Below are 12834 nucleotides of genomic sequence, written 5' to 3'. Positions count from 1 at the left end.
CACGCTCATGAAAATGCCGAAAACCATCGGGCTGGTCCATTTCATCGGTATCGGCGGCATCGGCATGAGCGGCATTGCCGAGGTGCTGCACAATCTCGGGCACAAGGTGCAGGGCTCCGACCAGTCCGACAGCGCCAATGTGCAACGGCTGCGCGCCAAGGGCATCGAGGTCTTCGTCGGCCACAAGGCCGAGAACTTGGGCGATGCCGAAGTCATCGTCGTTTCGACCGCGATCAAGAAGGACAACCCGGAACTGATCGCTGCGCGCGAAAAATTCCTGCCGGTCGTTCGCCGCGCCGAGATGCTCGCCGAACTCATGCGCTTCCGCAATGCGATCGCGATCGGCGGCACGCACGGCAAGACGACGACGACCTCGATGGTGGCGGCGCTCTTGGAAGCCGGCAACCTCGACCCGACCGTCATCAACGGCGGCATCATCAACGCCTACGGCACCAATGCGCGCATGGGCGAGGGCGAGTGGATGGTGGTGGAGGCCGACGAATCCGACGGCACCTTCCTGAAGCTGCCGGCTGACGTCGCTGTCGTCACCAACATCGACCCCGAGCATCTCGACCACTACGGCAACTTCGACGCGGTGCGCGCCGCCTTCCGCCAGTTCGTCGAGAACGTGCCCTTCTATGGTTTCGGGGTGCTGTGCCTCGACCATCCGGAAGTGCAGGCGATGGTCGGCAAGATCGAGGACCGCAAGGTCGTCACCTACGGCGAGAACCCGCAGGCCGACGTGCGCTTCCACAATATCCGCATGGACGGCGCCACCTCCGTCTTCGACATCGAGATCCGCCGCCGTCGCACTGGCCAGGTGATCACGATGAAGGACCTGCGCCTGCCGATGCCCGGCCGCCACAACGTCTCGAACGCGACGGCGGCAATCGCGGTTGCCCAGCGCCTCGGCGTCAGCCCGGAGGGGATTGCCAAGGGGCTTGCCTCCTTCGGCGGCGTCAAGCGTCGCTTCACGCTGACAGGCGAGTGGAACGGCGTGCGCGTCTATGACGACTACGGCCACCATCCGGTCGAGATCAAGGCAGTGCTGCGCGCGGCGCGCGAGGCCTGCCAGGGCCGAATCATCGCCGTGCACCAGCCGCACCGCTACTCGCGCCTTTCGAGCCTGTTCGAAGATTTTTCCGCCTGCTTCAACGATGCCGACACGATCATGATCGCACCGGTTTACGCGGCCGGCGAAGACGTCATCCCGGGCGCAACCGCCGAGGAACTGGTCGATCGCATCAAGGCGGGCGGCCATCGCGATGCCCGTTACGTCTCCGGTCCGGAGGCGATCGCGCCGGTTGTCAGCAAGATTGCACAGCCCGGCGATTTTGTGGTTCTCTTGGGGGCTGGCAGCATCACCTACTGGGCCGCTGCCCTGCCAAAGGAACTCGCGGATAATTCAGGAAATTGAGCATGAAACAGGTCAACGGTCAGAAACTACTGGATGCACTCGGAAGCGGCGTCAGCGCGGTTCGCGGCCGCATCACGACCGATGCGCCGATGGATCGCGTCACCTGGTTCCGTGCCGGCGGTCTTGCCGAACTGATGTTCCAGCCGCACGACACGGACGATCTCATCACCTTCCTGAAGCTGGTGCCGGCAGAAGTGCCGGTCATGGTGGTCGGCGTCGGCTCGAACCTGCTCGTGCGCGACGGCGGCATTCCCGGCGTGGTCATTCGTCTCTCGGCCAAGGGGTTTGGCGATCTGGAACTTGTCGGTGAAAACCGCATCAAGGCCGGCGCCATCTGCCCCGACAAGAACATCGCGGCCATGGCGCTCGATCACGGTATCGGCGGCTTCTACTTCTACTACGGCATTCCGGGCTCGCTCGGCGGCGCGCTGCGCATGAACGCCGGCGCCAATGGTGCCGAGACCCGCGAGCGCGTGGTCGAGGTGCACGCCGTCGACCGCCAGGGCAACCAGCATGTGCTTTCCAATGCCGATATGGGTTATGACTATCGCCATTCGTCGGCGCCCAAGGACCTGATCTTCACCCATGCGGTGTTTGAAGGCTACGCCGAAGACAAGAACAAGATCCGCACCGACATGGACGCCGTGCGCCAGCACCGCGAAACGGTGCAGCCGATCCGCGAAAAGACGGGCGGCTCGACCTTCAAGAACCCGGAGGGACATTCGGCCTGGAAGCTGATCGACGAGGCCGGCTGCCGCGGCCTGATGATCGGCAGCGCGCAGATGTCGCCGCTGCACTGCAACTTCATGATCAACACCGGCCAGGCAAGCGGCTACGAACTCGAATATCTGGGCGAGACCGTGCGCCAGCGCGTGCTCGAGCATTCGGGCGTGCGCCTCGAATGGGAAATCAAGCGCATCGGCAAGTTCATGCCGGGCTACGAGATCAAGGAATTCCTCGGCCGCGGCATCGCCTGAGGCTGGGTTGCGAGACGTGATTGGGAAGGGCCGTGGCGGAGACGCTGCGGCCCTTTTGCTTTTGGGGTGTTTGCGTCCCCCATCCTCCGTCATGCTCGGGCTTGACCCGAGCATCCATGCGTCGTCCGACATGCGGATCAAGCGGTATCGCGCTCATATGTTGACGGAGCAGTAAGGGGGCGCATCGTGGGCGATGCCAACCTCAGCCGGCCGTATCTCGGCCGCGAATGCCCGGCAGCGTTTCGTTTGTCGGACCGGCATGTCGCTTGACGATCCTCATGACTGATGCGCACTCTCTCTCTGTGAGGAGTATCTCCTGATCGCACAATGTCTCGTTTGCCGGATAAGATGGGAGTGCAACATGCGCATACGTCTTCCGCCTCAGGTTGTCGCGCTAAGGATGTTGGTTGCGGCGGTCCTTGTTCTTACCTTGGCTTGCAGCCCCTTCTCTCCAATGCCGGGCATGGCCATGGCGGCTGAGCCGTCCGAGGTCACGGCCATCGACATTCTGCTTGAACCGGATGAGACCATGCTGCGGCATGCCGAGGCTGTTAACGCTGAGCACCTCAAAGTTTTTCCAAAGGGATTTGCGCTTGATGCAGCGCATCGACCGCACATCACGCTGCTCCAGCGCTTTGCTCGAACATCCGACCTCGATCAGGTCTATGCGGCCGCCAATAAGGCTCTTGCTACGCACGACGTGAGGGGCATGAAGTTGCAGGCTTTCAAATACTATTACATCCCCACAAAGGACATGGGCCTTTCCGGTATCGTTGCGAAGCCAACTCCGGAGCTGTTGAAGCTGCAGGCGGATCTTGTCGCTGCAGTGGCACAATTCACCGTACAGACTGGAGATTCGGCGGCTTTTGTCACAACACCTGACGATCCCATCATCGACCCGTTGTTGATCGATTATGTTTCAAACTTCGTACCCAAAAGCGTCGGCGAGGCCTTTAGTCCGCATGTGACGACTGGATACGCACCCCGAACCTATCTTGACAAACTGCTCGCCGAACCATTCGTGCCGTTCACTTTTTCGCCGGCTGGTGCGGCTGTTTACCAACTCGGACAATTCGGTACTGCCGCCAAGAAGCTGAAGGACTTGGATATCAAGTAGGGAGTTATCTTTTTCCTCAACGAAAAGAGCCGCAGCGTCGCCGCTGCGGCTCGTCTTGTTTGTCGTCAGCCGCGCCGGGCGCAGCCAGCCCGGTATCAGGCCGAAACCTCTTCTTCGGTCGACAGCACCAGGCACAAGAGCGTGATGGCGGCGGCGGCGAGCAGGTAGTAGCCGACATAGTCCAGGCTGTAGTTGGTGGCGAGCCAGGTGGCGATGTAAGGCGCCAGTGACGCGCCGAAGATGCCGGCGAGGTTGAAGGTCATCGACGCGCCGGTGTAGCGCACCGAGGTCGGGAAGGGAGCGGCAAGGGCTGCGCCGATCGGGCCGTAGGTGAGGCCCATGAGGCCAAGGCCGATGATCGAGAACAGGAATGCGCCGCCAAGGCCGCCTGATAGCAGCGGGGCCATGAAAAGGCCGAAGGCGCCGATGCCGATCGTTGACAGGATCAGGACGAGGCGACGGCCGTAGCGGTCCGACAGGATGCCGGCGACCGGGATCATCAGGCCGAAGAAGACGACGCCGGTCATCTGCACCACGAGGAACTGCTCGCGCGAGTAGCCGAGCTTTGCCGTGCCCCAGGAGAGCGAGAACACCGTCATCAGGTAGAAGAGCACGAAGGTGGCGAGTGCCACGAACGTGCCGAGCACCAGGCTGCGCTTGTGGAAACGGAAGATCTCGGCGATCGGCACCTGCACGCGCTCGTGTTTGTCGACGGCCTTCTGGAACTCCGGCGTTTCGGTGATCTTCAGGCGAACATAGAGGCCGACGGCAACGAGCAGGATGCTGGCGATGAACGGCACGCGCCAGCCCCAGGCGAGGAAGGCTTCGTTGCTCATGACTTCGCCGAGGATCAGGAAGGTGCCAGCCGACAACAGGAAGCCGATCGGGGCGCCGAGCTGCGGGAACATGGCGTACCAGCTGCGCTTGCCTTCCGGTGCGTTTTCCGTTGCGAGCAGGACTGCACCGCCCCATTCGCCGCCAAGACCGAGGCCCTGGCCGAAGCGGCACAGCGCGAGCAGCAGCGGGGCTGCGACGCCGATCGTCTCATAGGTCGGCAGAAGGCCGATGACGACCGTGGAGATGCCCATGGTCATGAGGGCGGCAACCAGCGTCGCCTTGCGGCCGACCTTGTCGCCGAAATGGCCGAAGATGACGGCGCCGAAGGGACGGGCAAAGAAGGCGATCGAGAAGGTCGCGAAGGATTGCAGCATTGCCGAGGTCGGATCGGCGGCCGGGAAGAACAGGTGCGGGAAAACCAGCACTGCGGCGGTTGCGTAAACGTAGAAGTCGAAGAATTCGATGGTCGTGCCGACGAGGCTTGCAAACAGCACCCGGGCAGGGGAGTTCACTGCCGCTTGGCTTGACGCATTGTCCTTCGGCGACAGGGAGGTTGTCGCGTCTGTCATTTTTATGGTTCCTGATATGGATATAAAACCGTCTTGGGAGGCGGATGAGGGCCTCTTAACGCAAGCTTCGAGACGGTGAAACCCCGAATTTGTAAGAAATGCGAACTATCCGGCCGGTGCGCGCAGCAATATTCCGCGAGCCCGGTTCGTCGGAAAGATGTTCAGCTGCGCCTCGTTTCTGCCGGGTCGCTGCCCGCATTTCCGGTGTCTCGCCTATAGCGGGCATCCTGGTCTGTTAAGCAACCGCGCTTGACCGGAATCAAATTGTGGCAAACTCTCGGCGCCGAAGCGATCGGCTTCGTTTTTCAGGAGCGAATGCATGTTTAAAAGGCTTTCAGCGGAATTCCTTGGTACATTCTGGCTCGTTTTCGGCGGTTGCGGCAGCGCCGTGCTGGCGGCCGCCTTTCCTGAGGTGGGCATCGGCCTGCTCGGCGTCTCCTTTGCTTTCGGCCTCACGGTGCTGACCATGGCCTATGCGGTCGGCGGCATTTCCGGCGGACATTTCAATCCGGCCGTTTCGGTCGGCCTTGTCGTCGCCGGCAAGTTTCCGGCGCACAAGCTGGTCGGCTATGTCATCGCCCAGGTGCTCGGCGCGATCGCGGCTGCGGCCGTTCTCTACGTGATTGCCAGCGGCAAGGCGGATTTCCAGCTCGGCGGTTTCGCGGCCAACGGTTACGGCGAACATTCGCCCGGAGGCTATTCGCTGACGGCGGCGCTCGTTGCCGAGGTGGTGCTGACCTTCTTCTTCCTGTTCATCATTCTGGGCGCAACCCATGGCCGGGTGCCGTCCGGCTTTGCGCCGATCGCGATTGGTCTGGCGTTGACCTTGATCCATCTGGTGTCGATCCCGGTGACCAACACGTCCGTCAATCCGGCCCGCTCGACGGGGCAGGCGCTCTTCGTCGGCGACTGGGCGCTGGCGCAGTTGTGGCTGTTCTGGGTGGCGCCGATCGTCGGCGCTGCCATCGCCGGCGTCGTCTGGAAGATCGTCGGCGAGGACGATTGATCCGCATTGGGATGCTGTCATGCACGGACCCGCCGCTTCGTCGCGGCGGGTTTTTTCATTTTTTCTTCTCTTTATGCATTAGATTCAGGATTGCTCCGCAACCCTTTGATCTCCCGCTAAAATGCCTTGTCGTCCATGCGCTTATGCGCGGGATGCGCGTTTCATTTCCCGACTAAGGTTAACGAAAGTAAACGGTTCGTTAACCATAATGGCGCTCTAGTGCCCCCAATGGCGTGGTGACTCGCGAGGGCGGCAATCAGCCAGACGCAAGGAAACCTTGCGATAGTGGCGTATTGTCTTGGGGGTTTGAATGAGCGGCAAGCATGTGGCTGTCCTGATGGGCGGATTTTCTTCGGAGCGACCGGTTAGCCTGTCGTCCGGGGCCGCCTGTGCGGATGCCCTTGAGGGTGCCGGCTTTCGCGTCACCCGAATCGATGTCGATCGCAATGTCGCCGAAGTGCTCGCCGCCTTGCGCCCGGATGTCGCTTTCAATGCCCTTCATGGCCCGTTCGGCGAAGACGGCACGATTCAGGGCATCCTCGAATATCTGCAAATTCCCTACACCCATTCGGGCGTGCTTGCCTCGGCGCTTGCCATGGACAAGGCGCAGGCCAAGCACGTTGCTGCCGCCAGCGGAATTCCGGTCGCCGATGCTCTGGTGATGGACCGCCGTTCCTTTGGCCCGAAACACCCGATGAAGCCGCCTTATGTCGTCAAGCCGGTGAGCGAAGGTTCGAGCTTCGGCGTCGTCATCGTCAAGGAAGACCAGTCGCATCCGCCGCAGGTCGTGGCGTCGAACGAGTGGCGCTACGGCGACCGAATCATGGTCGAGCGCTACGTCGCCGGACGCGAGCTGACCTGCGGAGTGATGGGCGATACGGCACTGGGCGTCACGGAAATCATCCCGCAGGGCCATGCCTTCTACGATTACGACTCCAAGTACGTAAAAGGTGGTTCCAGCCACGTCATTCCGGCACAGGTTTCACCAAATATTTACCAAAAAATACAAACACTCGCAGTCAAGGCGCATCAGGCAATCGGTTGCCGCGGCGTCAGCCGATCCGACTTTCGTTTCGATGACAGTTCCTCCGATGAGGGCGAGCTGATCTGGCTGGAAATCAACACCCAGCCCGGCATGACACCAACCTCTCTGGTGCCCGAGATGGCCGCGTATGCCGGCTACGGCTTTGGTGAGTTTTTGAGTTGGATGGTGGAGGACGCATCGTGTTTGCGTTGAGGGGCAAGAGGGGCAGAAGGGTTCGCCACCTCGATGGCGACGTTGCCGTCGATGTGGACGGCGCGCGCGTATTGCCGCGTCCGCTGCGTCGCGTCGTTCGCTTCTTCGTCAGCCTCGGTGCCGGCCGCGTCCGCTTTCCCGCCTATACCGGCACGATCTCGGCCTTTGCCTTTTTCGCCGCCACCGGTCTTTACGGCATGTCGCTGGGCGGCCACTCGCAGAATTTCGCGCAAGCCTCGACCACGGCGGCAGGCTTTGCGATCGAAGACGTCAAGGTTTCCGGCAACGAGCAGACCTCCGAGATCGACATTCTCCAGCAGCTCGGCCTCGATGGCACGACGTCGCTGGTGGCGCTCGATATCGCCGAGGCGCGCCGGTTAATCGCGGAAATGCCCTGGGTCCAGGGCGTGACCGTGCGCAAGGTCTATCCCGGCACGATCGAAGTCAGCCTTACAGAGCGCAAGGCGTTCGGCATCTGGCAGCACGGTTCCGATCTTTCTCTGATCGAGCGCAGCGGCAGCGTGATCGCACCGCTGCGGGACAACAAGTTTGCCGCGCTGCCGCTCTTTGTCGGTCGCGACGCCGAGACGGCGGCCGCCGATTTCTTCGACGAGTTTTCCCGTTGGCCGGAGATCCGCTCGCGGGTCAAGGCCTTCGTTCGCGTCGCCGGTCGCCGCTGGGACCTGCGCCTCGACAACGGCATCGTCGTCAAGCTTCCGGAACACGACGTCGCCCGGGCGATGCGGGTGCTCTCGGACATGGAAAGCCAGCACCAGCTCCTCGAGCGCGACATCGCCGCCGTGGATCTGAGGCTTGAAGACAGAACCACAGTTCAGTTGACGCCGGACGCAGTGACCCGGCGCGAAGTTGCCTTGAAGGCGAGGGACAAAATGCTGAAGGCGCAGGAGACCGAGAAGAAGAAAGAGGGCCGCATATGAGTTTGTTCGGGTCCTCCAGCTTTGGCCTGCCGCGCCTGAAGCCGCTTCCTTCCAAGCGGTCTCATGTCGTTTCGGTGCTGGATATCGGTTCGACCAAGGTGGTCTGCATGATCGGCCGGCTGACGCCGCGCGCCGAGAGCCAGATCCTGCCGAACCGCACGCATAGCGTCGAGATCATCGGCATCGGCCATCAGAAATCCCGCGGCGTCAAAAACGGCGTCGTCGCCGATCTCGATGCCGTCGAAAGCGTCGTGCGGCTCGCGGTCGATGCCGCCGAGCGCATGGCCGGCCTCACCATCGACAGTCTGATCGTCAACGTTTCGGCCGGTCGCCTGCAGAGCGACGTCTACACGGCAACGATCGATCTCGGCGGCCAGGAAGTCGACGCCAACGACCTGCGCAAGGTTCTGTCGGCCGCCGGCCAGCAGTCGCTGCGCTCCGACCGCGCCATCCTGCATTCGCTGCCGACGGGCTTCTCGCTCGATGGCGAGCGCGGCATCCGCGATCCGCTCGCCATGTTCGGCGACGTGCTCGGCGTCGACATGCATGTGCTGACCGCCGAACGGGCGGCGCTGAAGAACCTCGAACTTTGCGTCAATCGCGCCCACCTCTCGGTCGAGGGCATGGTTGCGACCCCCTATGCCAGCGGTCTTGCTGCTCTCGTCGATGACGAAGTCGAGCTCGGCTGTGCCGCGATCGACATGGGCGGCGGCACGACGACGATCTCGGTTTTCGCCGAGGGCAAGCTCGTTCACGCCGACGCCGTCAGCCTCGGCGGCCATCACGTCACGACGGATCTGGCGCGCGGTCTTTCGACCCGCATCGAAGACGCCGAGCGGTTGAAGGTGGTGCACGGTTCGGCGCTGCCCAACAGCGCCGACGAGCGCGACATCGTCTCGGTACCGCCGATCGGCGAGGACGACCGCGACCAGCCGACGCATGTGCCGCGCGCGCTCGTCTCGCGCATCGTGCGCGCCCGCATCGAAGAGACGCTCGAACTCATCCGCGATCGCATCCAGCGCTCGGGCTTCAGCCCGATCGTCGGCAAGCGCATCGTTCTGACGGGCGGCGCCAGCCAGCTGACCGGCTTGCCGGAAGCGGCCCGACGCATCCTCGCCCGTAACGTTCGCATCGGCCGTCCGCTCGGGGTTTCCGGGTTGCCGGCGGCTGCCAAGGGTCCGGCCTTCTCCACGGCGGTCGGCCTGATGATCTATCCGCAGGTCGCCGACCTCGAGACCCATGCCTCCCATGGCGGCATGTTCTCGGCGCTCGGTGCCGGCAACGGCCGTATCGCCCGCGTTGGGCAATGGCTGAAAGAGAGCTTTTGAGTGCGTGTCCGGCTCCGACAGGGACGGGGCCGGGTGAAGACAAACTAGGACTTTGAGAGATTTGGCCGGCTCGGCAAGGCGGCCAGAAAACAGAAGGAACGGGACTATGACTATCAACTTGCAGAAGCCGGATATCACCGAGCTGAAGCCCCGCATCACCGTCTTTGGCGTGGGTGGCGGTGGCGGCAATGCTGTCAACAACATGATCACCGCGGGCCTCCAGGGCGTCGATTTCGTCGTCGCCAACACCGACGCCCAGGCACTGACCATGACCAAGGCCGAGCGGATCATCCAGATGGGTGTTGCCGTAACCGAAGGTCTCGGCGCCGGCTCGCAGCCGGAAGTCGGCCGTGCGGCCGCCGAAGAGTGCATCGACGAGATCATCGATCACCTGAACGGCACCCACATGTGCTTCGTCACCGCCGGCATGGGCGGCGGCACCGGCACCGGTGCAGCCCCGATCGTTGCCCAGGCCGCCCGCAACAAGGGCATCCTGACCGTCGGCGTCGTCACCAAGCCTTTCCATTTTGAAGGCGCGCGCCGCATGCGTCTCGCCGACCAGGGCATTGCCGAACTGCAGAAGTCGGTCGACACCCTGATCGTCATCCCCAACCAGAACCTCTTCCGTATCGCCAACGACCGCACGACCTTTGCGGACGCCTTCGCGATGGCCGACCAGGTCCTCTATTCGGGCGTTGCCTGCATCACCGACCTCATGGTCAAGGAAGGCCTCATCAACCTCGACTTCGCCGACGTTCGCTCGGTGATGCGCGAGATGGGCCGCGCCATGATGGGCACCGGCGAAGCTTCGGGCGAAGGCCGCGCACTGGCCGCTGCCGAAGCCGCGATCGCCAACCCGCTGCTCGACGAAACCTCGATGAAGGGCGCCCAGGGCCTCCTGATCTCGATCACCGGCGGCCGCGACCTGACGCTGTTCGAACTCGACGAAGCTGCAACCCGTATTCGCGAAGAAGTCGACCCGGATGCCAACATCATCCTCGGCGCAACCTTCGACGAAGACCTCGAAGGCCTCATCCGCGTCTCGGTCGTTGCCACCGGCATCGACCGTACGGCTGCGGAGGTGGCGGGTCGTTCCGCCGACTTTCGTCAGGTAGCAGCAAAGCCCGTCGTTCGTCCGTCGGCCGCCATTCCGGCGCCGCAGCACCAGCCTGTCGCCCAGCACCAGCCGGCCCCGGTTCACCAGCCGGTAATGCAGCAGCCGGTTTCTCAGCCGGTTCAGCAGCCGGTGCAGCCGATGGCGACCGCCGACCATATCGCCGCCGCCATCCGCGAAGCGGAAATGGAACGGGAACTGGATATCGCGACCCGCGCTGCCCAGGTCCAGGCCCAGGCGCCGGTTCAGCCTGTTCACGATGAGCACTTTCGCCCCCAGAGCAAGCTGTTCGCCGGTGCTGCACCGGTAGAGGCCGCTCCGGTCATGCGCCAGCCGCAGCCGCAGATGCAGCCGGTTCAGCCCCAGCCGCAGCCGGTGATGCGCCAGGAGCCCGTTGCTCCGGCCATGCGCCAGCAGCCGGAACAGGTTCGCATGCCGAAGGTCGAAGACTTTCCGCCAGTGGTAAAGGCCGAGATGGACCGCCGCGCACAGCCGGCAGCACCGATCGCGGAAGAGCGTGGTCCGATGGGTCTCCTCAACCGCATCACCAGCTCGCTTGGCCTGCGTGAACGCGAACAGACGCCGGCGGCCGCCGACATGACGGCTTCCGCTCCGAGTGCTGCCTCCCAGCAGCGCCGGCCGCTCTCGCCGGAAGCGAGCCTCTATGCGCCGCGTCGCGGCCAGCTTGACGATCACGGTCGCGCTTCGCCGCAGGCAGCGCGCCCGCAAGAAGATGATCAGCTCGAAATCCCGGCGTTCCTGCGCCGTCAGTCGAACTGATTGGAAGGCCCGTACCTTCACCTTGCCGAATGCCCGGGCAACTGCCCGGGCATTTTTGCATTTTCTTCATTGTTTCAGAGGCTTGATGCGATTTTACGAATTGTCGCAAATGCGTAACAAAGCGAAACGAACAGTGATTTGGAATGGTGCCTCCAAACTCTTATTTTCAAGCTCGGAAATTGGGGACGCATGCGATTCGATCAAGCGCTGTCTGTTCGAAACGCAGAGGTTCGGTTTTGTGCCGAAACTCTCGGGTGCCTTGCTTGTGCCCTGAAGATTGCTGCGTCTGCCAGCACGTTTTGGCCATTGGCCACAGGTATTGAAAGTGACGAGAATGGGAATCGAATTGCTCGGGTTTCAGACGACGATTGCAAGCCCGGTAACCCTCAAGGGCATCGGCGTGCATTCCGGCGCGGAAGTGTCGATCACGTTCCATCCGGCCGAGGCCGACGCGGGCATCGTGTTCCAGCGCGTGCTTGCCAACGGCCGCGTCAGCGAATTCAAGGCAGTTTCCTCGCAGGTCGGCAACACTGATCTCTGCACCGTTCTCGGCATGTCGCCGGCCACCTCGATCGCTACGATCGAGCATGTGATGGCCGCAATCTACGCACTCGGCCTCGACAACCTGACGGTCGAAGTGCACGGCGCCGAAATGCCGATCATGGACGGCAGCTCCGAACCCTTTATCGACGCGATCGAGCAGGTGGGCGTTCGCGCTCTCGCCGTCAAGCGTCGCTACATCCGCATCGTCAAGCCGGTCCGCATCGAATCGGGTGCATCCTGGTCCGAGTTCACGCCCTATGACGGCATGCGCTTCGAGGTCGAGATCGATTTCGATTGCCCGCTGATCGGTCGCCAGTCCTGGAAGGGCGACATGACGCCGTCGGTCTTCAAGAGCGAACTGTCGCGCGCCCGCACCTTCGGCTTCATGCGTGACGTCGAGCGCCTCTGGGCTGCCGGCTTCGCGCTCGGTTCGTCGCTCGAGAACTCGGTTGTCATCTCCGACGACAACGCGGTGATCAACGTCGAGGGCCTGCGCTACACGGATGAATTCGTGCGCCACAAGACGTTGGACGCGGTTGGCGACCTGTCGCTGGCCGGTGCACCGTTCATCGGTTGCTACCGCTCCTACCGCGGCGGCCACAAGATGAACGCCAATGCTCTCAAGGCTTTGCTCAGCGATCCGACCGCCTACGAGGTCGTCGAAACCGCCACCCCGCGCCAGCGTACACGCGCGCGCGACATGGTTGCAGTCGCAGCTCCGGGCTTCGCGCCCTGGTCCGCATAACAAGAAAACTCTTGATCTCCTCCAGTCGCCGGCCGAAAGGCCGGCATTTTCATGATGGGGCTGCCACAAATTTGCATGAATCACCGATCATGACGTTGCGGTCTCAAGGTAACTTGCTCTAAAAGCGCATGTCTGGCGGGGTCCATGCCCGCAGAGTGGAACGGGAATATCCGATGGTTCTTGCAGTTTCTGTTGATCTGAGAAAATCAGCGCGCGTCGCCGCCGT

Annotated in this window: 10 protein-coding genes; 9 read left to right on the top strand and 1 reads right to left on the bottom strand. The window is 62.7% G+C overall.

All coding sequences use genetic code 11. From position 1 onward, the window contains the following. Positions 1–7: 7 nt before the first annotated feature. The 3 genes from murC to VGO04_RS05330 all read left to right on the top strand — a co-directional run bounded on the left by murC (position 8) and on the right by VGO04_RS05330 (position 3511). Positions 8–1417 (top strand): UDP-N-acetylmuramate--L-alanine ligase, encoded by a 1410-nt coding sequence (murC, locus tag VGO04_RS05340; RefSeq protein ID WP_327494927.1) that lies wholly within the window; start codon positions 8–10, stop codon positions 1415–1417. Positions 1418–1419: 2 nt separating this feature from the next. Then, positions 1420–2394, top strand: coding sequence for a UDP-N-acetylmuramate dehydrogenase (gene murB / locus VGO04_RS05335; protein ID WP_327494926.1), 975 nt, complete (start codon positions 1420–1422; stop codon positions 2392–2394). 361 nt (positions 2395–2755) lie between these two features. Continuing rightward, complete coding sequence (locus VGO04_RS05330) at positions 2756–3511, top strand: hypothetical protein (RefSeq protein ID WP_327494925.1); 756 nt, start codon at positions 2756–2758, stop codon at positions 3509–3511. Between the two features lie 95 nt (positions 3512–3606). Here VGO04_RS05330 and VGO04_RS05325 read toward each other — a convergent pair whose 3' ends face one another. Next, a complete protein-coding gene (locus tag VGO04_RS05325) occupies positions 3607–4917 on the bottom strand; it encodes an MFS transporter (RefSeq protein WP_327494924.1) in 1311 nt (436 codons plus the stop codon). Between the two features lie 319 nt (positions 4918–5236). On the opposite strand from VGO04_RS05325, the gene aqpZ reads away from it, so the two are divergent. The 6 genes from aqpZ (at position 5237) to lpxC (ending at position 12608) form a co-directional block, all read left to right on the top strand. Then, positions 5237–5923, top strand: coding sequence for an aquaporin Z (gene aqpZ, locus VGO04_RS05320; protein WP_327494923.1), 687 nt, complete (start codon positions 5237–5239; stop codon positions 5921–5923). Positions 5924–6233: 310 nt separating this feature from the next. After that, on the top strand, positions 6234–7160 hold the full coding sequence (locus VGO04_RS05315) for a D-alanine--D-alanine ligase (protein ID WP_327494922.1): 927 nt from the start codon (positions 6234–6236) through the stop codon (positions 7158–7160). Next, positions 7148–8098, top strand: a complete 951-nt coding sequence (gene ftsQ, locus VGO04_RS05310; protein ID WP_327494921.1) for a cell division protein FtsQ — start codon at positions 7148–7150, stop codon at positions 8096–8098. The genes VGO04_RS05315 and ftsQ overlap by 13 nt, the downstream gene beginning before the upstream one ends. Next, entirely contained in the window at positions 8095–9426 is a 1332-nt protein-coding gene (gene ftsA, locus VGO04_RS05305; protein WP_327494920.1) for a cell division protein FtsA, read from the top strand. The genes ftsQ and ftsA overlap by 4 nt, the downstream gene beginning before the upstream one ends. A gap of 106 nt (positions 9427–9532) precedes the next feature. Next, a complete protein-coding gene (gene ftsZ / locus VGO04_RS05300; RefSeq protein ID WP_327494919.1) occupies positions 9533–11320 on the top strand; it encodes a cell division protein FtsZ in 1788 nt (595 codons plus the stop codon). Between the two features lie 334 nt (positions 11321–11654). Further along, on the top strand, positions 11655–12608 hold the full coding sequence (lpxC, locus tag VGO04_RS05295) for a UDP-3-O-acyl-N-acetylglucosamine deacetylase (protein ID WP_327494918.1): 954 nt from the start codon (positions 11655–11657) through the stop codon (positions 12606–12608). Positions 12609–12834: the final 226 nt, after the last annotated feature.

It is taken from the genome of Ensifer sp. (assembly GCF_035999185.1).
In the GTDB taxonomy this organism is placed as follows: domain Bacteria; phylum Pseudomonadota; class Alphaproteobacteria; order Rhizobiales; family Rhizobiaceae; genus Ensifer.
Note: the sequence above shows the minus strand (reverse complement) of the source record. Positions and strands in the feature narration are given on the sequence as shown.

Excerpts from the sequence above, each read along its gene's own strand:
- murC (WP_327494927.1), top strand. The coding sequence starts at position 8 with ATGAAAATGCCGAAAACCATCGGGCTGGTCCATTTCATCGGTATCGGC.
- ftsZ (WP_327494919.1), top strand. The coding sequence starts at position 9,533 with ATGACTATCAACTTGCAGAAGCCGGATATCACCGAGCTGAAGCCCCGC.
- lpxC (WP_327494918.1), top strand. The coding sequence starts at position 11,655 with ATGGGAATCGAATTGCTCGGGTTTCAGACGACGATTGCAAGCCCGGTA.
- aqpZ (WP_327494923.1), top strand. The coding sequence starts at position 5,237 with ATGTTTAAAAGGCTTTCAGCGGAATTCCTTGGTACATTCTGGCTCGTT.
- VGO04_RS05325 (WP_327494924.1), bottom strand. The coding sequence starts at position 4,917 with ATGACAGACGCGACAACCTCCCTGTCGCCGAAGGACAATGCGTCAAGC.
- murB (WP_327494926.1), top strand. The coding sequence starts at position 1,420 with ATGAAACAGGTCAACGGTCAGAAACTACTGGATGCACTCGGAAGCGGC.
- ftsA (WP_327494920.1), top strand. The coding sequence starts at position 8,095 with ATGAGTTTGTTCGGGTCCTCCAGCTTTGGCCTGCCGCGCCTGAAGCCG.
- VGO04_RS05315 (WP_327494922.1), top strand. The coding sequence starts at position 6,234 with ATGAGCGGCAAGCATGTGGCTGTCCTGATGGGCGGATTTTCTTCGGAG.
- VGO04_RS05330 (WP_327494925.1), top strand. The coding sequence starts at position 2,756 with ATGCGCATACGTCTTCCGCCTCAGGTTGTCGCGCTAAGGATGTTGGTT.